The 24,842-nt window shown below is 40.5% G+C and carries 20 protein-coding genes and 1 tRNA gene; 3 read left to right on the forward strand and 18 right to left on the reverse strand.

Annotated elements, in window-relative coordinates:
• Positions 1-29 precede the first annotated feature (29 nt).
• Entirely contained in the window at positions 30-1,613 is a 1,584-nt protein-coding gene (gene prfC, locus FW757_RS07285) for a peptide chain release factor 3 (RefSeq protein WP_145235504.1), read from the reverse strand.
• Between the two features lie 262 nt (positions 1,614-1,875).
• On the opposite strand from prfC, the gene FW757_RS07290 reads away from it, so the two are divergent.
• Positions 1,876-4,557 (forward strand): hybrid sensor histidine kinase/response regulator, encoded by a 2,682-nt coding sequence (locus FW757_RS07290; RefSeq protein ID WP_182717137.1) that lies wholly within the window; start codon positions 1,876-1,878, stop codon positions 4,555-4,557.
• Here FW757_RS07290 and rimI read toward each other — a convergent pair.
• From rimI to guaB, 7 genes are all read right to left on the reverse strand, one after another.
• Positions 4,543-5,004, reverse strand: a complete 462-nt coding sequence (gene rimI / locus FW757_RS07295; RefSeq protein WP_182717138.1) for a ribosomal protein S18-alanine N-acetyltransferase — start codon at positions 5,002-5,004, stop codon at positions 4,543-4,545. The two genes, FW757_RS07290 and rimI, sit on opposite strands and share 15 nt — an antisense overlap.
• On the reverse strand, positions 4,991-5,299 hold the full coding sequence (locus FW757_RS07300; RefSeq protein WP_145235500.1) for a hypothetical protein: 309 nt from the start codon (positions 5,297-5,299) through the stop codon (positions 4,991-4,993). The genes rimI and FW757_RS07300 overlap by 14 nt, the downstream gene beginning before the upstream one ends.
• Before the next feature lie 65 nt (positions 5,300-5,364).
• Positions 5,365-5,441: transfer RNA gene (locus FW757_RS07305), tRNA-Trp, on the reverse strand.
• A 391-nt stretch (positions 5,442-5,832) separates the two neighbouring features.
• Positions 5,833-6,591, reverse strand: a complete 759-nt coding sequence (locus tag FW757_RS07310) for a Fic/DOC family protein (RefSeq protein WP_446441059.1) — start codon at positions 6,589-6,591, stop codon at positions 5,833-5,835.
• Positions 6,542-7,210, reverse strand: coding sequence for a hypothetical protein (locus FW757_RS07315; protein ID WP_404688071.1), 669 nt, complete (start codon positions 7,208-7,210; stop codon positions 6,542-6,544). Before FW757_RS07315 ends, FW757_RS07310 begins: the two co-directional genes overlap by 50 nt.
• A 488-nt stretch (positions 7,211-7,698) precedes the next feature.
• Complete coding sequence (gene guaA / locus FW757_RS07320) at positions 7,699-9,276, reverse strand: glutamine-hydrolyzing GMP synthase (protein WP_145235498.1); 1,578 nt, start codon at positions 9,274-9,276, stop codon at positions 7,699-7,701.
• A gap of 103 nt (positions 9,277-9,379) precedes the next feature.
• Positions 9,380-10,849 carry an IMP dehydrogenase gene (gene guaB / locus FW757_RS07325; protein WP_149982073.1) on the reverse strand — a complete coding sequence of 490 codons (1,470 nt, stop codon included), beginning with the start codon at positions 10,847-10,849 and terminating at the stop codon, positions 9,380-9,382.
• Positions 10,850-10,984: 135 nt separating this feature from the next.
• Between guaB and xseA the strand changes: the two genes are divergently transcribed.
• Complete coding sequence (gene xseA / locus FW757_RS07330; protein WP_182717141.1) at positions 10,985-12,319, forward strand: exodeoxyribonuclease VII large subunit; 1,335 nt, start codon at positions 10,985-10,987, stop codon at positions 12,317-12,319.
• A gap of 6 nt (positions 12,320-12,325) precedes the next feature.
• Here the strand turns inward: xseA and FW757_RS07335 are convergent, their stop codons facing one another.
• The 4 genes from FW757_RS07335 to FW757_RS07350 form a co-directional block, all read right to left on the reverse strand.
• Positions 12,326-12,997 (reverse strand): hypothetical protein, encoded by a 672-nt coding sequence (locus FW757_RS07335; protein WP_182767234.1) that lies wholly within the window; start codon positions 12,995-12,997, stop codon positions 12,326-12,328.
• A gap of 29 nt (positions 12,998-13,026) precedes the next feature.
• Positions 13,027-13,842, reverse strand: a complete 816-nt coding sequence (gene cysE, locus FW757_RS07340) for a serine O-acetyltransferase (RefSeq protein ID WP_149982076.1) — start codon at positions 13,840-13,842, stop codon at positions 13,027-13,029.
• A gap of 516 nt (positions 13,843-14,358) precedes the next feature.
• A complete protein-coding gene (locus tag FW757_RS07345) occupies positions 14,359-15,303 on the reverse strand; it encodes a sensor domain-containing diguanylate cyclase (RefSeq protein WP_149982077.1) in 945 nt (314 codons plus the stop codon).
• 180 nt (positions 15,304-15,483) lie between these two features.
• On the reverse strand, positions 15,484-18,369 hold the full coding sequence (locus FW757_RS07350) for a M16 family metallopeptidase (protein ID WP_446441060.1): 2,886 nt from the start codon (positions 18,367-18,369) through the stop codon (positions 15,484-15,486).
• Positions 18,370-18,616: 247 nt separating this feature from the next.
• On the opposite strand from FW757_RS07350, the gene FW757_RS07355 reads away from it, so the two are divergent.
• Positions 18,617-19,573, forward strand: a complete 957-nt coding sequence (locus tag FW757_RS07355) for a methylenetetrahydrofolate reductase (RefSeq protein WP_145235486.1) — start codon at positions 18,617-18,619, stop codon at positions 19,571-19,573.
• 308 nt (positions 19,574-19,881) lie between these two features.
• Here the strand turns inward: FW757_RS07355 and FW757_RS07360 are convergent, their stop codons facing one another.
• The 6 genes from FW757_RS07360 to folA all read right to left on the reverse strand — a co-directional run bounded on the left by FW757_RS07360 (position 19,882) and on the right by folA (position 24,819).
• Positions 19,882-20,625 carry a cold-shock protein gene (locus tag FW757_RS07360; protein WP_446441061.1) on the reverse strand — a complete coding sequence of 248 codons (744 nt, stop codon included), beginning with the start codon at positions 20,623-20,625 and terminating at the stop codon, positions 19,882-19,884.
• Positions 20,626-20,747: 122 nt separating this feature from the next.
• The gene (locus tag FW757_RS07365) at positions 20,748-21,347 is read right to left on the reverse strand and encodes a hypothetical protein (protein ID WP_446441062.1); all 600 of its coding nucleotides are present in this window, start codon (positions 21,345-21,347) and stop codon (positions 20,748-20,750) included.
• 351 nt (positions 21,348-21,698) lie between these two features.
• Complete coding sequence (locus FW757_RS07370; RefSeq protein ID WP_182717146.1) at positions 21,699-22,946, reverse strand: DEAD/DEAH box helicase; 1,248 nt, start codon at positions 22,944-22,946, stop codon at positions 21,699-21,701.
• A 97-nt stretch (positions 22,947-23,043) separates the two neighbouring features.
• The gene (locus tag FW757_RS07375) at positions 23,044-23,745 is read right to left on the reverse strand and encodes a DUF3581 domain-containing protein (protein ID WP_149982081.1); all 702 of its coding nucleotides are present in this window, start codon (positions 23,743-23,745) and stop codon (positions 23,044-23,046) included.
• Positions 23,746-23,882: 137 nt separating this feature from the next.
• Positions 23,883-24,260: a DUF3718 domain-containing protein gene (locus FW757_RS07380; protein WP_145235479.1), complete on the reverse strand. Its 378-nt coding sequence runs from the start codon at positions 24,258-24,260 to the stop codon at positions 23,883-23,885.
• A 79-nt stretch (positions 24,261-24,339) separates the two neighbouring features.
• Positions 24,340-24,819, reverse strand: a complete 480-nt coding sequence (gene folA, locus FW757_RS07385) for a type 3 dihydrofolate reductase (RefSeq protein WP_404688085.1) — start codon at positions 24,817-24,819, stop codon at positions 24,340-24,342.
• Positions 24,820-24,842: the final 23 nt, after the last annotated feature.

Below are 24,842 nucleotides of genomic sequence, written 5' to 3' on the forward strand. Positions count from 1 at the left end.
GTTAGCGGGCTTTAAATTAAAATTTGAGTCTAATTTTCACGCGTGTGGTTAAATGTCACTTCTGGATAGCGCTCAATTGATAAGTTAAGATTTACACGACTCGGCGCTATGTAAGTTAAGTTATCGCCGCCATCAAGCGCTAAGTTGCTTTCGCATTTACGTTTAAAATCTTCAAACTTTTTAACGTCAGTCGAACTTACCCAACGTGCGGTATTTACATTTACGCTTTCGTATAAAGCATCTACGTTATATTCTGCTTTCAAACGCGCTACAACCACATCAAACTGCAATATACCAACCGCGCCTACAATTAGGTCGTTATTAATAAGCGGTCTAAATACTTGTACTGCACCTTCTTCAGATAGCTGCACCAAGCCTTTTAATAATTGCTTTTGCTTAAGTGGATCACGCAGACGAATGCGGCGGAATAATTCCGGCGCAAAGTTTGGAATACCAGTAAATTTAAGCTTTTCACCTTGTGTGAAGGTATCACCTATCTGGATCGTACCGTGGTTATGTAAACCAATAATATCACCTGCAAAAGCATCACCTGCACGCTCACGATCACCCGCCATAAAGGTTACCGCATCAGAAATACTGACTTGTTTACCTATACGCACATGGTTCATTTTCATGCCTTGGCTGTATTTACCCGACACAATACGCATAAACGCAATACGGTCACGGTGCTTAGGGTCCATATTCGCTTGAATTTTAAATACGAAACCAGTGAAGTTCTCTTCTGTTGCAACAACAGTTCGGTCTTCTGTTTCACGCGGTAATGGCGTTGGTGCCCACTCAGTTAGGCCATCAAGCACATGATCAACACCAAAGTTACCAAGCGCAGTACCAAAGTACACTGGTGATAACTCACCCGCTAAAAATAGCTCTAAATCAAATTCGTGCGATGCACCAATAACAAGTTCTAACTCTTCACGCAGTTGCCCAGCAAGCTCATCGCCGATCGCTGCATCAAGCTCAGGATTATCAAGCCCTTTAATGCTGCGTACTTCTTGAATAGTATGACCTTGGCCGGTTTTGTATAACAAGGTCTCGCCGCGGTGAATATGATAAACACCTTTAAACTCTTTACCACAGCCAATTGGCCATGTGATCGGTGCACAAGCTATATTTAGCTCTGTTTCAACTTCGTCTAACAACTCCATCGGATCACGAATATCGCGGTCACATTTATTCATAAATGTGACAATTGGTGTGGTACGTAAGCGCGTTACTTCCATTAATTTACGAGTACGATCTTCAACACCTTTAGCCGCATCGATCACCATCAAACATGAATCGACCGCAGTTAAGGTACGATAAGTATCTTCAGAGAAATCTTCATGTCCTGGGGTATCAAGTAAGTTTACTAGCGCTTTATTGTATGGGAATTGCATAACAGAGGTCGTGACCGAGATACCACGCTCTTTTTCCATTTCCATCCAGTCAGACTTGGCATGTTGATTAGAGCCACGGCCTTTAACGGTACCCGCTTTTTGAATAGCTTGTCCGAACAACAGTACTTTTTCGGTGATGGTAGTTTTACCAGCATCCGGATGCGAGATGATCGCGAACGTGCGTCGCGTATTGATTTCGTTTAATAAATTAGACATGTAAGCCGCTTTAAGTCATAACAAGGCGCAACCAAAAACAAACCTAAGCACAGGTCTTCGCTACGCACTGTAAATATAAAATAGAATTAGTTACATTATACCTTGTTTGTCTTAGCCAAAAAAGCAACGATTGCAAGTAATTAGCCGATAACTTGGTTTAAAATCAGCTCAACCCGTTTGCTGCAGCGAACGCACTAAACTTGTGTAATTTTACGCTAACGCATACTATTGATAGATTACATGGAGGATATTTTGTTTGGGTATGAGAACAAGTAAGTTAAGTATAAGATTATTATGGTATATCACGCCTTTGGTGATTTTACCGTTATTGTTTTTAGGTGGCTTTACTCTCACCAACGTTACCAGCTCCACACAAAAACAAGCCGAGCTCATTGTTAGCCGTTTTGTTGAACAGCAACAACAAAAAATGTTTAATTACATCGATTCATTCCACTCTACTACAAAGTTACTCTCGGCCTCCCCTGTACTAAGTGACTTTTTAGCAGATGACTTACGCGATAACGGCAATTACACCCGTCGTCTAGGTGCACTAATGGATGTATTTGCAAGCTATTCAGAAGCTTACCCCGATATTGTTAGCGTAAATTTAGTCTCTCCGGATGGTCAAAGCGACGCCTATTACTCCAGTAATTTAAATACCGCACCAACCAGCTATCCATTTTTCTCACAAGTTTTACAAAGTAACTTACGCCAACAACAGTTTATGGTGCAAAAACAAGATGGCACTACCAGTTTGTATTTTATTCAACGTATTTACAGTGCTGATTACTACCTTAAACGTCCGCAACAATTAGGGTTTATTGTGTTGCATGTTGAGCCATCGATTTTAAATACCAGCATTTTAGAAGCGCCCTATAACAATACCTTAAATTTATTACTGACCAGCAATGGCAAAATATTATTTAGCTCAGACTACAATAAGCGCGGTCAATATATTAGCGAATATGAGCTGCAACAAATTCACGACTTAGCCGATCTAGGTAAGCTCTCAACAATAGAGTTATCGAGTATTGATAAGGTTGAACGGATGATTTACGCCATCCAAATGAGCGGCGGTTATTATTATGTCTCGACCATCCCCAAAGCCTTGCTTTATCAATCCGGCAAAGCGATCAGTTTGATCACCGCCTTGATTGTAATTATTTCAGTGATCACCCTGCCGATGCTGATTTTTATTGTGGTACGTAATTTACTACTTAACCCAATTGAGTTACTTGGGGCAGCCAGCCATCGAGTAGGTGACGGCGATTTGTCGGTATATTTGCCTGCCCATAATAATGATGAGGTGGGGGTATTATTTAATGATTTTAATCACATGGTGAACCAAATTCGTCATTATCAAGACGAACTTGAAGAATATAAACATCACTTAGAAGATAAAGTCGAAAGCCGTACCAAAGCACTTGAAACCATGAATAGTCAACTCGAGGTGGCCATTGCCCAAGCGGAACAAGCGAACCAATTAAAAAGCCGCTTTTTAGCCAATATGAGTCATGAGATACGTACACCACTAACCGCTATCATGGGCTTTACTGAGCAGCTATTACACAGCCAAAATACAACCGGCGACGCTTGGCACCTAAATACTATATTACGTAACTCTAAACACTTACTTGAACTCATCAATAATATTTTAGACTTGTCGAAAATCGAAGCCGAAAAATTAGCAGTTGAAAAAGAACCGCTAGATATTGTGCAGTTAGTTCATGATATTGATTCGATTATTCGTCCTTTATCACAAGAGAAAAAACTTAACTGCAATATCAATTTTCACTTACCATTACCGCGCATAATTAATAGTGATAGCACTCGTTTAAAGCAAATTCTCATTAATATTGCCAGCAATGCAGTGAAGTTTACCGAGCAAGGTTTAATTGAATTAGATATTACCTATAACAGTGATTTACAACTCATAGAATTTGCCATTAAAGATAGCGGTATTGGCATGTCAGAGCGAGAAGTTGAACGGGTATTCAAACCTTTTGAACAAGCTGATACAACAACAACACGACGCTTTGGCGGCACTGGCTTAGGCTTATGTATTTCTAAAAATTTAGCACAATTGCTCGGTGGTGATGTTTATGTAACAAGCACGCCAGGCCAAGGAAGCTGTTTCTGCGTGCAAATTGCCTGTAACTTACCTGCTGATAAACAACAAACAGTGCCAATGCTGACTGAGTTAAGCCAATTAACTCCCGCTAAGGACTTACAGCTTTCATTCGCAGAAAATAGCTTTGATGCCAATATATTAGTCGCCGAGGATAACCCTGACAACCAAGTACTAATCAAGTTATTACTGCAAACATGGGGGCTTGAGCCTGATATAGCCAATAATGGTGCAGAAGCTGTTGAAATGGCGCTGGTGAATGACTATCAATTAATCATTATGGACATGCAAATGCCGGTAATGGGCGGCTTAGAAGCCACACAAATGCTCCGCCATGCAGCCTACGATGGGCCGATCATTGCACTTACCGCGAATGTTATGAAAGATGACGTAAACACCTATTTGCAAGCCGGTTGCGACGAAGCACTGGCTAAGCCTATCGATAAAGATGCCTTAGAAAGTGTGCTTGTTAGCTATTTAAATATTGAAAAAGACAGCCAAAATAAATGGGATAGCTTGCTAAACAGCGAAAAATTTCAACAGATCAACGACAACTATCGCTTAAAACTGCCAGGTTATTTAACCGACGTTACGCAGCTATACAATAATGGTGAGTGGGAGCAGCTCAGAGCGCTGGCCCATAGTTTAAAAGGCAGTGCTGGTTGTTTTGGTTTTAGTAATATTCACCATGCGGCGGCCACACTTGAAGATAATTTACGTGGCCGTGATCACAACCGCCGTGATTATTTAGCACTGAGCTTAATTGAAGCGATAAAATATACCTTGCAACAAGAACAGTCATTAACCAAAAAGTAATGTCATTCCCATTAAGATAGCATCTTCATGGCCATTTTTTGATGGGTCACTACTTGGGTAGTAATTTTTACGTACCGACATTTCACTAAAGCCTGCCTGCTCATATAAGGCGATGGCACGAGTATTGGTTTCACGTACTTCTAAAAATAAGTTTTCAGCGTGGTGTTTTTCGCCGTATTCAATAAACGCTGCAAGCAATTGTTTGGCAATCCCCTGCCCCTGAAAATCAGGTGCCACGCAGATATCCATTAAAGTAAAATCAGGCCCTGCTTTTTCACCGATATAAAAACCAATAATTTGCTGCTCATTAAACGCAGCTAAATTAAAGTAACGTCCAGCGAGACATGATTGCATAGTGTTTACTGTCCACGGATGAGTGTGACACGCGTTCTCAACACGCATCAGCGCATCAATGGATAATTCAGTAACAGATTCAAAGGTTATCAAGGTGTGTGCTCATCAGCGCCCATAGCGCGCGTTTATTATCAGCATTAAGCTGCTGGGTTGGTAAGCTCAATTGACCATCATGCCATGCAAGCTTATCGCTTTGCACTACTTGGCTAATTTTTAATGGCGCAATAGCACGATTTAAATCAGCCAATAGCGTTGTACTTAGCTCTATATTTACCTGCGGCGCTGCACTTGGTGCATCAGAACGTTGTTCAGCGACTGGCTGCAATCGGAAATGCTGATTTAGTTCGAGGTTTTCTATACCAAAAATAGCTGCGTATCGTGGATGCATAAAAACTCAGTAGACTTAAACACTGGAACAATATAAGAAGTAATCAAGGCTATGTAAAGAAGAAGTGGCAGGGGCGGAGAGACTCGAACTCCCAACCATCGGTTTTGGAGACCGCTGTTCTACCAATTGGAACTACGCCCCTGCAATGACGAAGAATTATAGAGAAGTTTCGCTAAAGGTAAAGAAAAAAATCACTCTTTTAGTTTAACTGCTTTTTAAATAAACAAAACGGCGAATTAGTCAACTAATCCGCCGTTTTATAATCAGTTACAAAAACCTCTTAAAAGTTTATTCCCACTCGAATATCAACGAGCAGAAAATCCATCAAAATAACAGCTAGTTAGAAAGTTAGCTTTTCTCGATACCATCATCTATACCATGCGCAGAATTTTTTTGATTTTTTGCAGCCCGTCGACGCTTTAATTCGGCTTTCAGCCAAGCATAGGATTATCTGATGTGCATGCGGATCTGATCGAGTTCATTGGAGTATAGACTGGTCAGTTCTGGTCTAAATCAGTCCTTCCAACGCTTTGTCACAGACCCCTATTCATATCGAATGATTGGTACTTTTGAGCAACGGCGGTGTCTGTATACTCACCGTCTACGGAGTTTTCTATACTTTGACCGTCTAAACCACGAATACCATTTATAGATTCCACCCAAAGATCTCGATCTCGAGTACCACCTATAAACTGACATAAGTAGTTATCCAAAAGCCCTTTTGATGGGGACTCAATTTCAGCGCTTAAGGCTCTTAAGTAATCCGTTTTATTAGTTTTATGCCAATCAATTGAAAAACCTGCCCGATGACAAAGTTCATTATGAATAATTAACATAGTACGTCCGTTCCCATCAAGAAATGGATGCCCATACGCAAAAAAGCCCATAACCTCACCAGGACGCTGACGCATAGTCTCTGCATTTTGTCCGAGACGCAGACCCTGCTCAATAGCTAATCGAGCATGATGAGGATGGCAAAACATAGTACCCGACTTAGACACGGCACAGTTAGGAGCGGTAATTGCACGATCTTGACCTGCCCACGGATAGAATGCTTCGAATAATATCTTATGAACTTCCAAGAAATCTTCGTAACACAAATCCGCTCTTCCAGCTAAGTAAACTAAAGCTTCATCTAAACCAGCACGAAACATTGTATGCTCAAGTTGACGAACAATTGCAGGGTCTTTTACACCGTGATGGTTACGTAAATAACCGACTTGCTCAAAATCATCAAACGGATCAAACACTTTGTTTTTGTTCCCGCAGGTAATTGACAGATAACATCGCAACTTCTTGCTTGGTGATTTTACCCGCACGTTTTAGAGCTATAAGAAGATCTTCGACAGTATCATGCACCACCTCATCACCAGCTAAACGAGTTACAGCATCAGCCCACTGATCCATAGCGTTGTAGCAATAAGATACTTTGTAATAGCGAGCAAGCTCTGCTACATAACGAGCCACCCCTTTAGTAGGATGAGTCTTTGCTAATTTGAATGCTGTATTTTTAGTACCAGACTTACGGCCATAACTACGAAAGTAAATAGTCTTCCCATTGATGATAAGTTTTCGCTTAACTCTTGGTGCATCGACTTCAACAATAATATCACCTTGTGATGTATTTACTGTCTCAAAGCACAAGTCTTTTTGGCGAAGCTGGAAGCCTAATTTGTTGGCTGCTTCACGAATGATAACATCAAGACTACCCTGCGCTTTTACATCATTTCCCGCCCTTTTGGCTTTAGCGTAAACCCCTTGAGAAAGGCGAAGAAGTTCACCATTTTTCACTAGCACACGCAATGCATGTGTAACTTGGGTCTTACTTCCCAATGGAGCAAAATCAGAACGAGATAGTACAACTCCACGACGGTGTTGAATCGACTGGCGCATACGAGTTTCGAGTTTCATATAAACATCCCCCAGTAAAGCTACTAATATATTCTAACAAGAAAACACGATTTTTTCAATTTTCTCATTTATTTACAATCAATTAGATAACATTCAAGCACTTACTAACCGACATCTATTGTTAGTCGTTATTGAGAATCCTCGACCATATATAAGTAACTGTTTTAGTTACTAACTTAAATAGAAAATTTTTCCCCAAAACCTAACTCCAAAGTGACTCGTTTTTTGCGCTATGCTCGAATTCGTTCAAATTAATTAAACAAGATATCGTAATATTTATAGACTTTAATCTAATTAGTTGAAATTGTATCGGCGTAATCCATGGCATTACCAATGAATCATACCCATCAAAATACCACGGTCAAACCGTGCTTGGCATTGCCTGTCATTGCCAAAAATGACTAAACCAAAAACAAAAAAAGTCCGCAATTACGCGGACTTAATTAAGATTTAATGCCTGTTAGTGCCAGACGTTTCAGGCCTAAAAATTATTCCCACTCGATTGTCGCAGGTGGTTTGCCTGAAATATCGTAAACAACGCGTGAGATACCGTCGATTTCATTAATGATGCGGTTTGAAACCAGACCTAAGAACTCATACGGTAAATGTGACCAACGTGCAGTCATAAAGTCGATAGTTTCTACACAACGAAGTGAAACAACCCAATCGTACTTACGTGCATCACCCATAACGCCTACAGACTTCACCGGTAAGAATACCGTGAACGCTTGGCTTACTTTATGGTAAAGCTCAGCTTTGTGTAGTTCTTCGATGAAGATAGCGTCAGCACGGCGTAATAAGTCACAGTACTCTTTTTTGATTTCGCCAAGTACACGCACACCTAGACCAGGCCCAGGGAACGGGTGACGATAAAGCATGTCGTACGGTAAACCGAGCTCTAAACCAATTTTACGTACTTCATCTTTAAATAATTCACGCAGTGGCTCAACTAAGCCCATTTCCATGTCATCTGGTAAGCCGCCCACATTATGGTGAGACTTGATCACATGCGCTTTACCAGTTGCAGACGCTGCTGACTCGATAACATCTGGATAGATAGTACCTTGACCTAACCATTTTGCATTTTTAAGCTTTTTAGATTCGCTATCAAATACCTTAATAAATGTATGGCCAATCGCTTTACGCTTGTCTTCTGGGTCTGATTTACCAGCAAGATCCGCTAAGAATAATTCCTCGGCATCCACTTTGATAATGTTTAGGCCAAACTTATTGCCAAACATATCCATTACTTGCTGACCTTCGTTTAAACGCAGTAAACCGTTATCAACAAATACACAGGTTAAACGGTCGCCAATCGCGCGGTGAATAAGCATAGCCACCACTGATGAATCAACACCACCAGATAAACCTAAGATTACTTCGTCATCACCCACAGTATCTTTAATGCGCTCTATGGCGTCATCAATGATTTTTGCAGCAGTCCACAGTTTTTCACAACCACAAATATCAATCGCAAAGCGTTCTAGCAAACGTTGGCCTTGATGAGTGTGGGTTACTTCTGGGTGGAATTGTACGCCGTAAAAACGCTTTTCTTCGTTAGACATTGCCGCATGTGGGCAAGTAGATGTTTTAGCTGTGGTTTTGAAAGTATCTGGAATTTCCATTACTTTATCACCATGGCTCATCCACACGTCTAAAATGCCTTCACCGCCATCGGTAATGCTGTCTTCAATGGCATCAAATAATGCACAGTTACCGACTTTTTCAACTTGCGCGTAACCAAACTCTTTCTTATCAGAGCTATGAACGCTACCGCCAAGCTGAGTAGCCATTGTTTGCATGCCGTAACAAATACCAAGTACAGGTACACCTGCATTGAATACATACTCAGGGGCACGCGGGCTGTTTTCTAAGGTTGTTGACTCAGGGCCACCAGATAGAATGATACCTTGTGGATTGAACTCACGGATCTGCTCTTCCGTTACGTCCCATGCCCACAGTTCACAGTAAACACCAATTTCTCGCACACGGCGGGCGATCAATTGCGTGTATTGCGAACCAAAGTCTAAAATAAGAATTCGTGAATCGTGAATGTCTTTGCTCATTGAGGGTCTCGTTAGTCAAGAACTAGCACTCAGGTTACCTGAATGACTATAATAAATAAGGGCTAGCGAAGCTAGCCCAGTAATTTTAATAGATTTGAAGCTATTAACCTAAGCGGTAGTTAGGTGCTTCTTTGGTGATTTGCACATCATGAACATGTGACTCACCCATACCTGCTGAAGTAACACGTACAAACTGAGGTTTAGTGTTTAATTCTTCAATCGTTGCACAACCGGTTAAACCCATTGCGCTGCGCAGGCCGCCAACTTGTTGGTGAATGATTGTCGCGATTGGACCTTTATAAGCCACACGACCTTCAATACCTTCTGGCACAAGCTTGTCTGCTTGATTTGATTTTTGGAAATAGCGATCTGATGAACCTTCTTTTTGGTTCATCGCACCAAGCGAGCCCATACCACGGTATGACTTGTAGTAACGGCCTTGGTAAAGCTCGACTTCACCAGGCGCTTCTTCAGTACCCGCTAGCATTGAGCCAACCATCACACATGATGCACCAGCAACAAGTGCTTTTACAATATCACCTGAGAAACGAATACCACCATCAGCAATCACTGGAATGTCACGACCTTTTAGGCCATCAACAGCATCAGAGATAGCTGTGATTTGTGGTACACCACAACCAGTAACAATACGCGTAGTACAGATTGAACCTGGGCCAATTCCTACTTTAACTGCATCAACACCGGCGTCGGCAAGCGCAATCGCACCTTCAGCTGTTGCCACATTGCCTGCTACAATTTGTAGTTCAGGGTAAGTTTGACGAGTTTGTGCAACACGGTCGATAACACCTTGAGAATGACCATGTGAGGTATCAATTAGTAATACATCAACGCCCGCTTCGACTAATGCAGCAATACGCTCATCAGTACCTGGGCCTACACCAACAGCAGCACCTACACGTAAACGACCTTGTTCATCTTTACATGCATGTGGTTTGTCTTGTGCTTTTTGATAATCTTTTACTGTGATCATGCCTTTTAATTTAAACGCATCATCAACAACAAGGATTTTTTCGATACGGTGTTCGTGCATTAATCCTAAGATTTCATCACGCGCAGCACCTTCTTTTACAGTGACTAACTTTTCTTTTTTAGTCATCACTGTTGAAACCGGTTGCTCAAGCTTGGTTTCGAAACGCATATCGCGGCTGGTAACAATACCAACAAGGCCGTTTTCAGCGTCCGTTACCGGAAAACCTGAAAAGCCTTTTTCTTCAGCAAGTACAATTGCATCTGCAATGGTTAAATCCGCTGTCACAGTAACAGGGAAAGAAACAATACCCGCTTCATACGTTTTAACTTTACGTACGTTTTTGGCTTGTTCTTCAATTGTCATGTTTTTGTGGATAAAACCTAAACCGCCCTCTTGCGCTAGCGCGATCGCTAAGCGTGCTTCTGTAACAGTATCCATAGATGCTGAAACTAGCGGCAAGTTAAGTTTGATACCACGCGTTAAGCGAGTTGAAATGTTTGCCGTGTGTGGCAAAACAGTAGAATGACCGGGTACTAAAAGTACGTCATCAAAGGTAAGAGCTTCTTTAGCAATTCTAAGCATTTTGGCAACTTCTCACATGTGGATCTTGTTTAAGGAATTGCGGCCAAATTTTATCAGCGTTGTGGGCACGAGTAAATAAGATTTCACAATTATTTATGATAAAATACCCCCATCATCGCTTTTTAGAGTCGCTTTATGGCCGTAACATCCCAGCAGCAAACGATTTATACCGTTTCTAGGTTAAATAGAGAAATAAGAACCGTACTCGAACAAGGATTCGCATCGTTAAATTTAACCGGCGAAATATCAAATTTCATTACACCAGCCTCTGGTCATTGGTATTTCACGCTCAAAGATGATCGCGCTCAAGTAAAAGCGGCGATGTGGCGAGGCAACAATCGAGGCCAACGCTATCGCCCTGAAAATGGCGCACAAGTGACAGTTCGAGCCCGAGTATCGCTGTATGAACCGCGTGGTGACTATCAGCTGATTGTTGAACACATGGAAGCTGCTGGCGAAGGGCAACTAAAGCAACAGTTTGATGAATTAAAAATGCGCTTAGCCGCCGAAGGTTTATTTAGCTCCGCCCATAAACAACCATTGCCTGGGGTTGTGCATCGTGTTGGTGTTATTACATCAGCCACAGGGGCGGCTATCAAAGATATTTTAACGGTACTAAAACGCCGTGCACCACAACTTGAGGTGGTGATCTACCCAGCCATGGTGCAAGGCAAAGACGCCCACTTACAATTAATTGATAAAATCAATATTGCTAATGCCCGCAATGAAGTTGATGTAATTATTTTAGGCCGCGGTGGTGGATCACTAGAAGATTTATGGTGCTTTAACCATGAGCTACTGGCACGCGCTATTTTTGCCAGTAACCTACCAATTATCAGTGCTGTCGGTCATGAAATTGATACCACCATTAGCGATTATGTTGCCGATGTGCGCGCCGCAACGCCAAGCGCGGCTGCAGAGCTTGTTAGCCCCAATAGCAGCGAACTTTATAATCAAATCCAACAACAATTAAATCGCTTAGCCAATGCGTTTAAACATCAGTTATCTGCAAAGCAAAGCGTTGCAACAGCACTTGAGCACCGTTTAACATTATGTCACCCGCGTAATCAGTTAAATCAACAAGCGCAACGTTTAGATGAATTGACAGTAGCATTACAGCAGGCGATACAACATCGGCTCTATCAATATGAGCGCCGCTTAAATAATCTAACGCCGCGACTAATGCAGCGCTCACCAGATCGCAAAATTACTCAGGCAAGTCATCAATTACAGCAACTGCAAGGGCGTTTAACACAAACCATGCAGCAACAATTACACAGTGCCCAAAATACCCTCGCAATGCAGGCTAGCCGATTAGAATCTGTAAGTCCGCTCAATGTACTCGCTCGTGGTTATAGCATCACTAAAAATGAGCAAGGGCAAGTGATTAAGTCTATTAAGCAAGTAACTCAAGGTGATTTAATTGTAACCGAGCTTGCTGATGGCGTAATTCAAGCTCGTGTCAGCTGAGGCTCGTTATTCTGACTCAGTACTTAATAATAATGAAAAATCGCGATCGCTTGATTTTGAAGTACTGACTTTAAATTGCTGCCAAAAGTCTTGTTGTACCAACTTATCGTTGAGTTCGCGCCATTGGGTATGATCAAAATCATCTACATCCTTTGGCGCTGCAAGTTCAAATTTACATACCGAACTTTTACACTGCGCACTAACCAATTCAGGGGTGATGCCAAGATCAGCAATCTGTAAAAAGTCTTTCATGGCAGTCTCGGTACGATAAGCCCACTCTTCATTGCGACTTTGCTCAGTAAACTTGTCTAGCAAAGCTTGTTCAAAATCGGACGGTGCTTGCAATTGTTGTTCGTAAGCTTTTACTAATTTTTGCTGTTGCAGTAACTCACGCTTGAGCTGTTGCACTTGTTGCTCAAGCGGTTGCTCTTCTGCCGTTTGCTGTTGTGGTGCAATGGCCATTTTTTTGCTATCAATCGCTTGTGCAAAATTTGCTGCTTGATTAGCAACAGCTGTTTCAACGTCCGTCGCCATTATATCGCGTTGCTGCTCAACCTCGTGTGTTAGCAGTGTATGAACAGGTGTTGTCTTGCTTGAGGCCAACTGAAAGTAACCCCAAGTTAAAACCACGCCAGCAGCAAACGCCAGCACACGAGAAAACAAACCATTATTACTCATTTATAATTCCATTTATGGTTAATTTTGATTTATAACATTGCGCTGGTGTGCGATTCGTTTTCAGCTTCAACTTCTAAAAAGTTTTGATTCATGCTTTGCGCTGGACAGGGGCAATTTGGTTTACCAACAATTTTAGCTGGTACGCCTACAACCGTGGTGTGTGGTGGTACGGCGCTCAGTACCACTGAGCCTGCGCCAATTCGGGCGCCCTCGCCGACCTCAATATTGCCGAGCACTTTAGCCCCAGCACCAATTAAAACACCGGCGCGAATTTTTGGATGACGATCACCTTTTTCATTACCAGTACCACCTAGAGTAACTGATTGTAAAATAGAGACGTTATCTTCAATAACAGCTGTTTCACCAATCACTATACCAGTTGCATGGTCAAACATAATACCATGGCCGACTTTACAAGCAGGATGGATATCAACGCCAAATACTTCTGAGGTACGGCTTTGAATAAAGCGAGCGAGCTCTTTACGGTTTTGTAACCATAAGCAATGGGCGAGTCGATGTGCTTGAATTGCATGGAAACCTTTTAAATTTAATATCACAGTTAAATATGTATCGGCAGCGGGATCACGATCTTTAACGGCTTTTATATCATGGGCGACATGAGTAAGCATTCGATCACATTCAACAAAAGCCTGATCAAATAACTCCCGGATAGTAAATGCAGATACCACTGCGTCTGCCAGCTTATTAGCAACAATAAAGCTCAACGCAGACCCTAAGCACTCATGATTTAAAATGCATGAATACACATGACTTGCTAACAGAGGTTCACGGGTAACGACTTCATTTGCTTCGGTGCGGAGCTGTTGCCAAATTTCATGACGCATAGGACGGCCTTAAATTAATACGAAGATAAGCTTTTATGCAGTTTAACGGATTTCAAGTCAGATGTGTTAACGCTGCGATTATTTGTTATGGTTATTAGATATAACTAAATTTCAAAATCATTCTTTAATAATCTCATTATAGTTTTACACAATGAGTTACGACAGTAGATAAAATTAACCCGTCGCTATAAAAAATATAGATTTTAAAACTCAATAACTAAACATCAATGAAAGTTATCCTGTCATATGACAAAATAGCCTCCCTTGGCAGCTACTTCACCAGTGAAGAATAAGTCTATATAAATGATGAGTTGGTAAGTAAAAACCGTAATAGTAAAGTACAAAGTGAGCATATATTTTAGTTTGCAGTAAATACTTACATCGTTGAATTTACAATGAGAAATATACTGAAATGTAGACTTACATGTTCGTTTTTTATTCTGTCCATTGGTTTTTGTAAAATAACTTCAACTATTAATCGACTACCAGTATGAACAAAGTAACCACTACCGATAATTAATGAACTTGGTTATCGCTAGTACAACTTTCATCTACCGCCAACATGCCATCGCGGCCAGAATATTTCACTTCATAAAGTAAGGAGTCAGCCTTTTCAATTAATTTTGTTGGGCTGCTATTAGCTGTAGGTATCAGTGTGACTAAGCCAATACTAACAGTTAAAATATTTTTCGCATTTGCGCCATTATTACTAATTTTTAAGTGGGCTAATTCACTTTTAAAACGCTTCAGCAGCACGGTGGCTTCATCGAATTTAATATTACCAAGCACCAGTGCAAACTCTTCACCACCAAAACGTGCACATAAATCGCTGGTTCTGCGTGAAAATGAGTTCAGCAACTTTGCAACTTGCTGTAAACACTCGTCCCCGACTAGATGCCCTGCGCTATCATTAAGCATTTTAAAGTGATCAAGATCTATCATTGCAAATGACAATGGCAAAGAGAGTCGCTGACATCGATTCCACTCTTCGAGTAAGAAGTCATCTAAACAACGTCTATTCGCTATTTGTGTTAAACCATCAATACGAGCTAACTTATGTACTTGCTGCTCAGCCAATATGCGTTCGGTAATATTTAAATGACTGATCACAATGAAGCGTTGCTCTTTGATTTGCAATGGCACAACGCGCATCATAAACCAGCGAGGCTCAGTATCACTGTTACATGGATACTCCAAATAAAATTCATCTTGCTGTTTTGTGATAACACTTTTAATCCCTTTTAGTGCGGTATATGCATATTCATCATCTTTGGCTGCAAGTTCACAAACCCGAAGATAATTTTGGCTATACCAATCTAAGTTGCATGAGCCGTTATTTTGATTTCCAAACGCTCGCCAGCTTTGATTAATGTACTGAATATCTCCGGACTCATTTATCACAACAATATGTTCTGAAACAGTGTCCAGTATCAGCTTTAGAAACTCTTTAGTTTCAAACACATTAACTCCAAGATTATATTAGCAATTACTTGCCCAGCGATAGAATGTAGCATTTCTCTCTATCCCCAGCTACTTAAACAGCTAAGTTATACTAAGCAACAATAAAGTTACTATTTACTAACAACATAAAAAAGCCCGCATATTAATAATATGCGGGCTTTGAACCTTTAGACTAATTATTTATTGAAATATTTTATCTACAGCAAGTACTTCAATATTTTTCGCTGGTATTGCCAGTTTGTAATCAGCGATTACTTTATCCTCAGCAACTAATTCAGCTGGTTTCTCTGCGTTATATACCATAGGGGATGTTTGCTCTGACGCTAGGCGCTTTTGCATATCTTTTCCGTCGCCGGTGATAAACACATACTGAATATCATCCGTTTGTAAGTTCTCTTTTATGACACGATTTACATCAGCTACTGTCAGTTTTTCAAGCTTGCTCGTTACATACTTTACGAAAGTATCGGTGTTGTAAAACTCACTATCTAGCGCATACCCTAATTGACGGTTTTGGCTTGCTACCATTTGCGGCACAAAGTTAATTAAGAAGTTACGCGTTGCGTCAAAGTCTTTTTCTGTCATGCCATTTTTGATTAGCTTATCAAGTTCAAATAAAGCGGTACGCGTTGCAAAATGAGCGTCATTGTTCGAGCGCAGCGGGCGAAGCCATACTTGAAATATTTGCTCAGAGCGGCCTAAGTTTGCATCAGGCTTAGTCTGGAACATACCTCGTGGGAAATACTCAATATACGCGTAATCGCCGTAGTTCATACCGCGGGTTTGACGAATGCGCTCATAAAGATATGAGTTTGAACTGCGGTGCTCGCCAAAGTATGAGCGAACTAACCACAGTGCCGTCCAGTCTTCACTACTACGAATGGTATCAATTGGGAAGCCAAACGATACCGCAGTCGATTGCGCTGATTTTTCTACAATTGTAGCGTGATGACCTTTTAGCGCTGGTGCATCAGGAATCGATAAACGACTTTGCTGACCTTTAGGCAAAGCACTTAAATCGCTAAACATGGTTGCTTTAAGTGATTCAGGTACTGCGCCAATTAAACCGACAGTCAGTTTAGCTTGAGTAAATTCTTTCGCATAAAACGCTTTCACGTCATCAAGTGTTAATGCTTCTAAATCAGATAGATCACCGTAGTTATAGCTCTCATATGGGTGACCTTGATACAGCTTATGATAAAGCACTTCTTTACCTAGCTCTTCGTCATTTGAGGCTTTTAGGCCAGATTTTATACCGTCGATGAGCTCTTTCTTAAGGCGTTTAAAGTCATCTTCTCTAAAGCCAGGATTTAGTAACTGCTCACTAACCAGTGCATACCATTGTGTAGCGTTATCTTTATGGACACGCCCTTGTAGCGAAATCATTTCTTTATCTATCTGATAACCAAAGCTACCTGCCAATGGATAAAGTGCCTGTTTAATGTCGTTGTAGCTCTTCGCCTGTGAACCACCTTGAGCAAGCATGGCCGCAGTGAGTGCAGCTACGCCTTTTTGACCTTTAGGATCAGCCGCAGCACCGGTATGGAATAACCAGTTAATATCAATCAATGGCGAACTATTGGTTTTATCTAGCACTTTAAAATGACGCTGTTGCACAGTTTGCTTGCTAGCAACGAGAGTGTTTAAGTCCACTTCTTGCTCAAAGCCAGCCACTTTATCCAGTGCAGACATAGTCACAGTAGTACGACCACTGTCTACAAAATACTTATTAGCAATGTCTTTAATATCTTGCGCGGTGATGCTATCTGCCGTTGCATATAACTGATTGACGACTTCTGGATCGCGCTCAAAATGCATATAACTGGCAAGGGTTGAACCTATAGCTTGTGATGAGTCTAGGCCGTTAATAAAGCTGTATTTAAGATTGGATTTTAAATCAGCTAGCTTTTGGCTATCAACCAACTCAGTGCGAGCTTTTGCGTAGGTGCTATTAATTGCATCACGAGCAACCGCTAAATCAGCCTCATTTTCAACTTTCACAAAAACATGTAATAAGCCGGGATCTTTGGTATCAGGGTTATAGCTAAACATTTGGCTAGCAATTTGTTTATCAACCACTAACTCTTGGTAAAGCTCTGAGTTGGTTGAAAAATAAAGCTGTGACAGTAAATCAAGCGCGGCTCTGTCTTTTTGTTTTGGCTGCCAGGCTGTGCCTTTATAAGATACTAATAACCAATGCCCTGGTAAGCCTTCGTTTTGCTCATGTATATATTTCGCCGCTTGCTGTTTTGGTTCGGTTGGAATATCAGCAACGAAATCGCCTTTTTGCCATTGGCCCCAGTGTTTTTTAACCATAGCCATAGTTTCAGCTGGATCAACATCGCCTACAATCACTAATGACACATATTCAGGTTTATAAAACTTAGCAAAAAACTCTTTACCGTATGCCATTTGATCCGGCATGGCTTCAATATCTGCAAAAAAGCCCATGGTGGTATGTTTATAAGTATGTTTTTCGAATGCTTCATTACGTACTGCAGAAAGTAACTTACGAACCGGGCTGGCATTATTTTTAAGGTATTCGCCTTTAACTGTTAATGCTTCGGTACGAAATTGCTCTTCTGAATAAGTCAGGTTTTGAAAAATATCCGCTTCAATTTCAAGTACTTTATCAAGATGTTGCTTTGAAAAGTTTAAGTGATAGTTAGTGTAATCATTGGTTGTATAAGCGCGATTATCAACCCCAGAATTTTTTAGAATATCAGAATACACATCTTGCGGATATTTTTCAGAGCCTTTAAACATCATATGTTCAAAAAAGTGTGCAAAACCGGTTTTACCTGCTTCGACTTCATTACGAGAACCGACAGAGACTGGAATTTGTAGTGATACCACATCAGGGTAATCAGTTTTCACCACCATAACGCGTAAACCGTTATCAAGCTCTTCTAATAAATAATCTTGTGAGAACACCCGATCATTACTACTGGCAACCGTTGACTGCTCAATCTCAACCTCTTTGACCATGTTTGAGCCGCTGTTACTTGCACAACCGCCCAGTGCAAGCGTTACCGCAAGGCTGGTTGCTAATAATTTAAATTTCATTGCTATCCCTTGTTAGTTGAATAAATTTCTTGTTTTTAGTCATCCGATTATGCAACAAAGCAAGTCAATATAAGACCCCTGAGGCAATTAATTATGTAAACAGTTGTGTAACACAGAACTCTTCATTCAGAGCAACATGAATAAAACTCACCTTCGTTGAAAAAGTTTCACTAAAAAAATCTATCTAGACGTCTAAATGGCTGCTATATTATTTGCCATAGACACTAACTTAGCTGGAATGAGGATTATGGCTTTATCACTACAAGAGAAAATTGAAGACACCAATCAGGGTGTGTACTTAATTGGTACCACCCCACCACGTATTGGTACTGATAAAGCGCAGCTTGAAATTATCGCCCAAAAGCTCTTAGCTCGTTTGCATGAAATTGAATACGATGGCGTGATTATTTATGACATTCAAGATGAAAGTAGTCGCACTGAGATGCCTCGCCCTTTTCCGTTCAAGCAAACGGTAGATCCTCGAGAATACAGTAACTTACTACGTAATTTATCGCATCAAGAAGTGATCACTTATAAAAGTGTTGCACAGCGCGGTGTGGCCGAATTTAAACAGTGGTTAAGCGAAACTAAAAACCAGTTTAATTTAAAAAACCTAGTATTAGTCGGTAGTCCATCATCTGACGGGGATATTAAATTAAGCCTGCCTGATGCTTATAAAGTCTTAAGCGAACAGCCTCAAGACTTCTTTTTAGGAGGCGTTACCATTGCCGAGCGCCACGCAAGTAAACGTAATGAACATGAACGCTTACTTGAAAAAACCACGCAAGGCTGTAAATTTTTTATCTCACAAGCTGTGTATAACGCGCAAGCAACCGTGGATTTGATCACCAGTTATGCGCGCAGCTGTAAAGCTCAAGGTATCGAACCTAAACGTATTATTCTAACCTTTACGCCCTGCGGCAGTGAAAAAACCTTAGAGTTTATGCAATGGTTAGGAATTTCCGTACCTGATGCAACTAAATGGCGGATGCTTGATTCGCAAAACCCACTGAGTGAATCTGTACGTATTTGCCGTGAAAACTTAGATTTAATACTAAGAAGTTGCGCGCATTTAGACGTGCCACTGGGGTTAAATATTGAAAGTTTAACCAACCGTAAAGAAGAAATTGATGCATCAATTAATCTTTACCGCTTATTAAAAGCGACAATGGAATTAAACTTAGCTGAAAAACAGATTGCTTAGGTTCAAGGTTCTAGGTTCTAGGTTCTAGGTTCTAGGTTCTAGGTTCTAGGTTCTAGGTTCTAGGTTCTAGGTTCTAGGTTCTAGGTTCTAGGTTCTAGCAATAATAATACGCGACCTAGAATAAGCCAGCTCAAATAGTTAGCTTCGTTTATTTGAATAAGTCCTAACTTGATCTGTCAGATTTGTGCCATCTACAGACATTGACAAAACGGCCGCTTAAGCGGACAAAAATTGTTGGTTATAATGTGGAGCGAAGCGGAACCTAACCAACTGTTTTTGTTCAGTTTAAAGCGTTTATTATGTGCAATTTATAAAATTATATCTGGCTCATTTTTTTGATCTTGATACGAAGTAAATCCTATTGCACGAGCTGAAGTTCCTTTGTCAGTTAAACTTAATTCTTGGCATATAATTCTATAAATTTCTTTTGGAAACCCACCATCAAAGTCCCATTCTTTCTCTTCATCTGTCATGGTAACTATGCCGGCAATATTAGGGTATTTATGCCCAAGTTTATTGCTAGTAATGTACTTTGAAAGTTCACTACTAAGCCTAAAGTTCTTTTCTGCCATATCAATTAGCAGTCGCGATAATTCTTCAGATTTAACAAGTGATAAAGAATGTCTAGCGGATAGCCGCTCAGCATTTGTTACTTTCTTGGCTACGAAAGCAGGCTGTACTAATGTTCTTTCAATTATACGCTTTAATGCGCTTGGAGGAGCAGAAACTACTTTGGCGGGCATTTTATCACTTTTTATTAAAGTTGCAGCGTACTTTTCAACTATTGTTAAAGTATGCTCCAAGGGAATATTTTCAGCTTCTGACCAAAACTCAACAACTTCTTTGCCTTTCTTACCGTCTTTACTGGTAAACCAAAAATATAGGTTTTCAGTGGAACCATTTGAAAATTCTACTAGCTTACTTTCAAATTTCTTAACTGCTTTAATGTGGAAGAACACTTCTTTATTACACAATGCAGAATCAGTTTGAATGCACTTTATAAATCCAAAACCATTATCAAAATATTTAACAACTTTACCGAACTCTAACACTTTGGAGGCTCCATACGGTTATTTACCAACGCCGCGTTAAACGGCATAGTAATGCTTGCTAAAATGTGAAGCGAAGCGGAACCGAGCAAGCATTACGGTGTCCGATTTTTTTAAACGCCTTGTTAGCTGCAAACTGCCCCTAAGCCATGTTGAAATATATCCAAAAGTTGCCGTTCGCTGAAAATACGAGAATTGTACTCTCTTATTGTTGAAGCTCTAGTATTCTCGCTATTAGAGAAGTCGATCTCCACATGAAGAAAAGTATACTTGTCCTCTTCCTTCTTAATCCCTACAGTGTGATAACTAAGCAATTGCTTAAGCTTCCGTAGAGTTTGTTTATTTTTAGTAATGACATTTTCAATATCCACGTCGCATTTCAAAGGGTGTTGAGAATGCAAAATATTTCCACACAACTGATACATGGCTGAAAATTCACTCTGCGACAATGCGTTAGCGTAGCCTATCGGAATCAAGATAGGTTCACCACTTGATTCCTCTGGAGGGATAATGTGACTAGGAAAAGGGTAAAAAAGGGTCGCTTTCTTCGCTAAATTTTCAATGATATTTTTAGCATGATAATCCCCTCGCTCCTTGGAGTTTAATTTGTCGCCATTAGCCAGAATAGAGAGGTAAGCAATTAGCTCCAAAATTTTGCGTAACTGCAAAGAAGTAGACTCAATAAACACATAATTTCTATCGTCTGATAGCAATTCAGCAGACAAAATTCGTTCCCTAAGCTCCGCTATCATCTGAGTATACTTATCTTTGTCTAAATATATCATGCACTATCCGCTAACATTTAATAATGCGCTCATCGCGTATATTTCTGCGGACGTCACGCTCATTTCCTACTTTATATAGTTTTAACAAATAACCTAAGGTATTACTATCACTAAGTTTTCTAAAATATTTGAGTTAAGTTAAATAGATCAACATACGCGTGCAGCTCATTTCCATGAATATATGCGCAAAGAGCTATTTGACCTATCAATTAACTACAATATTTAGCCAATCTCAATAACAGGTTTTCGCTCTTATCTATCTGACAGCTGATAGCTAAAAACTGAAAGCTTTTATTTACGGCGTCTACTAGGTGCTCTTTGCCCTGTAATACGTTTTTTATCTCGGTCTTTTCGCGACTTATTAGAGTTTTTGCGATTATCTTTGGGCTTTTTATTTAGATCCGGTTCATAGCCCGCTAACCACTGCGGCGTTAGACGAGTATCAAGCAACACTTCAATTTCTTCAAGTAACCACTGCTCGTCAAGGCTGACTAATGACATCGCTAAGCCTTGCTCGCCAGCGCGCCCAGTGCGGCCAATACGGTGGACATAATCTTCAGCTATATAGGGTAATTCAAAATTAATCACATACTTTAACGACGCTATGTCTAGACCCCGAGCTGCAACATCGGTTGCCACGAGTACACGAGTGGTACCTTCTTTAAAATCTTGCAGTGCTCTATCACGTGCACCTTGAGATTTATCACCATGAATTGACTGTGTTTTTAAGCCATCTTTACACATTTCTTTGGCGAGTTGATCGGCCATTTGCTTTGTGCGAGTAAAGATCAGTACTTGGCGCCAGTTTTTCATGCCAATCATGTGCGAGACAAGCTCACGTTTACGGTCTTCATCAACCGCGTAAATGATTTGCTCAACTTCTACAGCCGCAGAATTACGTTTATTGACTTCAACAAGTTTTGGATCTTTTAATAACTTTTTACTGAGCTCAAATACACTATCGTCAAAGGTCGCTGAAAATAGTAAGGTCTGACGATCACTGGGAACATGGCGCAATATACGTTTAATTTCGTCAATAAAGCCCATATCAAGCATACGGTCTGCTTCATCAAACACCAGTGAATCAACACTAGATAGTTTAATGCTGCCTTTGATTATGTGATCCAGCAATCGCCCTGGCGTTGCCACTACAACTTGTGCATCTTTCATGGCTTTAATTTGCGGGCCAATACTGGCACCACCATAAGCAAGCGCGCCTTTAATATCAGTACCTTGCGCGTATTTTTCAAAGCTAGCAAAGACTTGCTGAGCAAGCTCTCGAGTTGGTGTCAAAATAAGTACTCGAGCAGTACCTGGCTCATCTTTACTTGGTGTATTAAGTAATTTATGTAACAGAGGTAATACAAAAGCAGCTGTTTTACCTGTTCCTGTTTGTGCACTCCCCATAACATCATGACCAGCTAAAATCAGCGGAATAGTTTTTAGCTGTATCGCCGTAGGGGTATGATATTGATTTTGTTCAAGTGCATTAAGCAGTACAGGATCGAGTTTTAACTCAGAGAAAGTAGTCGCAGACATAAGTTTAGCTTTGTGTAACAAATAATGGCGCTATTGTACGCCCAAAGCGAATAACAAAAAAGGCGCTTTGCAGCGCCTTTCTAAGCTTGCTAAATGTTCAAGCTGGTTTGAGGGTTTCTTTTCGTTGGTTATAGAAGGTAATTAGATCATCCACCGTATCTTGGCAATATTGTTGAATACCTGATACCAACATGTGCTTTTCACCACAGCCGACTTTTACACCATTTTCTAACAAGTTAAAGCGCAAAGTGATTTTCCCACGCTTGCCTGTATATTCAAAACTGGGCTCTGCGTATTCTAACGTCGGTGCATGGATCTCTAATGTATCGAGATTAATCAACATTGACTCATAGATAATCATAGGGCGAGCTGGGTTGATCATGACATCTTGTTTGCCCATAAGTGGAATAATAACATGCGGAAAAGTTGTACCTGAAAACTCAACGTAATTTTTTATTAGACTATCGGTGAGTGTTTGGCACTGGCTAGTTTTACCTTCGCGCTTAACCTTCAGCATGACTTTATCGCCACTGGTAATATCAAACTCATCTGCGCCCTCAGGGAAGTTGAGTTTGGTATTCTCATCAACCATGCCGGCAAAGGTAAATTCCATTTTTTCACTGATGCCATAACGACTTAATACCAATGAAAATAATAAATCTCCAGGCACACAAAAACGTTTTGCATCTTTATCATGAAGTGGATTGTAATCATCAGCAACGCACTTTGCGAAACGACACCCTTGTTCACGAGAAATAGAGACATAATCAGCATGTTGCTGATAAAAAGGACTTAACATAGTTGTTCACTGCTTAAACTGCTTATAACCTGCCTATTCTACCAGATAAAATTACAATAGAGGTCGAATCTGTTAAACTTTTGTTTCAGATACAAAAAAGCCGCGATATCGCGGCTTTTTTAATGATTTATTATAACTTATAAACCAGCACGTTCTTTAATTGCTGGTATTAATGCAGAACCGCCATGACCATTTGCTTCGGCCCATGCTATATCTGCTCCATCTTCTAAAGAGCTTTTAGATAAGTTTTTCACAATATATTCACCGGTATCTACGGCATTACTGGCAACTGCATGACGTAGCAAGTTAAGACCATTACATTGTACTGCATCATAAATATTACGAATTTTTACACGTGAGCTTTTTAACTTATCACGTAAACGGTTTTTATCGTCCGCAGCTATGTATTCACAGATTGAAACAGCTAACTGATCATCCGCTTTTACTGGCGCGCTAAAAGCAACAGAACCAGAAATAACAGCTGCAGCAATAACGAGTGTTGATAATTTTATCATTGTAGACCCTTGTGTAATACTTTATAACTACCTTAGTTGTTTAATATTGTATCAACCTATAAGCCTAACCGCAATAATGTTACTTAACTTTATCCAATGTGACAAATTTATAACCATAAATATTGTTATCATCCGGTTGATTATACAGCTCTTCTACAACTTGCCAGTTTGCTGATTGTTCGTAATCAGGAAACTGTGTATCTCCTGCAACATCAAGATCAATAAACGTTAAATAAAGTGTATCGGCACTTTTTAAAAATTGTTGATAGACATTTCCGCCACCAATCACCATTACTTCATCAGACTCACACACCAATGAAATAGCGGCCTCTGGGGATGCTACAACATCAATTCCAGCTGCAGTGTAGTCAGTGTTTCGGCTAATAACAATGTTGCGTCGACCAGGTAAAGGGCGACCAATTGACTCAAATGTTTTGCGCCCCATAATTACTGGTTTATTCATAGTAACCGCTTTAAAATGCTGTAAATCAGCAGGTAAATGCCATGGCATATTATTATCTTGGCCAATCACTCTATTTTTAGCCATAGCTGCAATCATTGAAATCTTCACATTAAAACCTA

This window comes from Pseudoalteromonas sp. 1181_04 (assembly GCF_052850545.1).